Origin of the sequence: Actinotalea sp. JY-7885, from assembly GCF_014525465.1 — a bacterium.
Lineage (GTDB): Bacteria > Actinomycetota > Actinomycetes > Actinomycetales > Cellulomonadaceae > Actinotalea.
On sequence record NZ_JACEXH010000253.1, the window covers coordinates 1 to 3,275 of the forward strand.

The 3,275-nt window shown below is 72.6% G+C and carries 3 protein-coding genes; all 3 read right to left on the reverse strand.

Translation table 11 applies throughout. From position 1 onward, the window contains the following. Positions 1-76: 76 nt before the first annotated feature. Positions 77-1,321: a DUF4032 domain-containing protein gene (locus tag IDM29_RS15775; RefSeq protein ID WP_182113058.1), complete on the reverse strand. Its 1,245-nt coding sequence runs from the start codon at positions 1,319-1,321 to the stop codon at positions 77-79. 72 nt (positions 1,322-1,393) lie between these two features. Beyond that, positions 1,394-2,521: an ABC transporter ATP-binding protein gene (locus IDM29_RS15780; protein ID WP_182113059.1), complete on the reverse strand. Its 1,128-nt coding sequence runs from the start codon at positions 2,519-2,521 to the stop codon at positions 1,394-1,396. 181 nt (positions 2,522-2,702) lie between these two features. Next, the coding region (locus tag IDM29_RS15785) for a trehalose-phosphatase (protein WP_188037767.1) at positions 2,703-3,275 on the reverse strand (573 nt) is incomplete at its 5' end.

The window sequence follows — 3,275 nt, forward strand, 5'->3', positions numbered from 1 at the left end:
GCGCGCGCGCGACGCCGGCTGAGGCCCGGCGGGGCCGGTCGCCGGCCCCGCCCGCCGCGCGTCCGGCCGAGCCCGCTCAGCCGCTGACGCGCGGCAGCACCGCCGTGTCGACGCCGAGGACCGCCTTCTCGTCGGGACGGTGCTGGAGCACGTGCTCCACGTAGCTGCGCACGGCCTCGGCCATGGGGACGTCGCGCTGCTGCTCGCGCGAGACGAACCACCGGTGGTCGAGCATCTCGTGGAACATCTGGGCGGGCTCGAGCTTGCCGCGCAGCTCGCGCGGGACGGCGCGTACGGCCGGCTCGAAGACGGTCGTGAGCCAGTCGTGCGCCGCGAACTCCTCGTCCTCGCCCTGGCGGTCGGCGGCGGCACGGTAGGCGTCGAGGTCGTTGAGCAGGCGGCGGGCCTGGTTCTCCTCGACGTCGAGGCCGGTCAGGCGCATCAGGCGGCGGCTGTGGTGGCCGGCGTCGACGACCTTGGGCCGGATGTTCACGGTGGTGCCGTCGACGTCGGTCGTGATGTCGAGCTCGCCGACGTCGAAGCCGAGCGCGTTGAGCTGCTCGATGCGCGCCGCGACCCGCCAGCGCTCGCCCGTGCCGAACGACTCCGCCTCCGTGAGCGCGTTCCACAGCTCCTCGTACCGCTCGACCAGGCGGGCGCCGACGGCGACCGTGTCGACGCCGGACTCGAGCAGCTCGCCGGCCTCGAGGTCCATGAGCTCGCCGATGATGTTCACGCGGGCGACCTCGAGGTCGTACGCGCGCTGGCCGTTGCTCAACCGCTCGTGCAGGTCGCCGGTCTCGGCGTCCACGAGGTAGGCCGCGAAGGTCTCGGCGTCACGCCGGAACAGCGTGTTCGACAGCGACACGTCGCCCCAGTAGAAGCCCGTCAGGTGCAGCCGGACCAGGAGCACGGCGAGCGCGTCGATGAGGCGCGTCGTCGTGTCCGGCTGGAGCACCTGGCTGAACAGGGCGCGGTACGGCAGCGAGAACTGCAGGTGCTTGGTGATGAGGACGGCCTCGAGCCGCTCGCCGTCGGGGGAGCGCCGACCGGTGATGACGCCCACGGGCTCGACGCTCGGCACGTCGAGGCGGCGCAGCGCGCGCAGCAGCTCGTACTCGCGGTAGGCGACCGTCTCGCCGATCTCCTTGACCGCGATGACGCGCCCCGACAGCTTGACGAAGCGGACCACGTGCCGCGAGATGCCTCGCGGGAGCGCCGCGAGGACCTCCGCCGGCCACTCCTCGAGCGGGACCTCCCACGGCAGGTCGAGCAGCGCGGGGTCGGGGGACGCCGCGGTGATCTGCAGCGAGTGGGGCATCGGATCCTCCGAACGCGAAGGGCGGGACGGCTGCTCGCCGTCCCGCCCTCCGGGTGATGGTGCGGGTGCTGCTCAGATGGTGATGCGGGCGCCGCTCGCGGACGAGAAGGCGTGGGTCTCACCCGGGCGGATGGCCACCCAGAGCGTGTCGCCCTTCATGGGCACCTGGCGCGGGTCTACGCGCACGATGACCTGCGCTTCACCGGCACCCGAGTGGATCTCCTTGGCGGCCGCGCCGGCGCCGGCGAGCTCGCCGTAGACGAACGCGTCGGAGCCGAGCTCCTCGACCAGGACGACCTTGATCGGGATCGCGCCCTCGTTGGCCTGCGTGACGATGTCGAGCGACTCGGGACGGAAGCCGAGCGTGACGTGCCCCTTGTCCTCGGGCTTGATCGCGCTGATGATGCTGCGCTCGAGCGGGATGCGCGTCTGGCCCAGCTGCGCGGCGCCGTCGGACACCTGGAACGAGCCGATGTTCATCGCGGGCGAGCCGATGAAGCCGGCGACGAAGACGTTCGCCGGGGTGTCGTACATGTCGCGCGGCGTGCCGACCTGCTGCAGGACGCCGTCCTTGAGGACCGCGATGCGGTCACCCATGGTCAGGGCCTCGGTCTGGTCGTGCGTGACGTAGACCGTGGTGACGCCCAGGCGGCGCTGGAGCGAGGCGATCTGCGTACGCGTCTGCACGCGGAGCTTGGCGTCGAGGTTCGACAGCGGCTCGTCCATGAGGAACACCTGCGGCTGGCGCACGATGGCGCGGCCCATGGCCACACGCTGACGCTGACCGCCGGAGAGCGCCTTCGGCTTGCGGTCGAGGTACTCGGTGAGGTCGAGGATCTTGGCGGCCTCCTCGACGCGCTTGCGGATGTCGGCCTTGGGGGTGCCGGCGATCTTCAGCGCGAAGCCCATGTTGTCCGCGACGGACATGTGGGGGTAGAGGGCGTAGTTCTGGAACACCATCGCGATGTCGCGGTCCTTCGGCTGGACGTCCGTGACGTCGCGGTCGCCGATGAGGATGCGGCCGGAGTTGACGTCCTCCAGGCCGGCGAGCATGCGCAGCGAGGTCGACTTGCCGCAGCCCGAGGGGCCGACGAGGACGAGGAACTCGCCGTCCTCGATGTGCAGGTCGAGCGCGTCGACCGCGGGGCGCTCGGTGCCGGGGTAGACCCGGGATGCCTTGTCGTACGTGACCGTGGCCATGTTCGATCCCTCCACCGGCAGGTACGTGCCGGACGATCCGTCGTGATGGGAGTGTCAGGTGTCGACCTCGACACCGGCACGTGGACGTGGACCGTGTGGTCCGTGTCACGCGTGCGACGGGCTCATCCTGCCACACGGCGAGCGGGACCCGCGACGAGCCCGGGCGGCTCTCCGGCGGTCCTCAGGCGGCTGCGGCGGCGTCGGCGAGGCGCGTCAGGAGGTCGGCGACGGCCTCGGGGTCGCGGACCCGGAAGCGGGCCGCGGTGGCGCCCTCGCCGACCTTGACGGTCACGTCGTCCTCGCGGAGCGTGACGAACGCGCGCTCGTCCGTGACGTCGTCGCCCGCGTACAGGACGACCGACGCGCCGGTCTCCTCGCGCAGCGTCGCGAGCGCGTCGCCCTTGGTCACGCGCAGCACCGCGAGCTCGACGACGTCCTTGCCCCGCATGGCGTCCACGGCGTCGCCGCCCAGCGCGAGCGCGAGGTCGGTCAGGTGCGCGGCGTCCTGCGGCGTCGCGGTGCGCGTGTGCAGCACGACCGAGGCGGGCTTGTGCTCGACCCGCGCCGTCGTGCCGCGGGTGAGGGCCGTCAGGCGTTCCGCCAGGTCGGCGAGCCGCGTGGCGGCGGCGGGCTCGAGCTCGAGCTCGACGCGCTCGAGCCCGCCGCGGGTCCAGCGCCCGCGCTCGGCGCCGTGGCTGCCGGTGAGCCACGTGCCCTCGGGCACCCGCGCGAGCGCGGCGAGGTCGGCGACGGC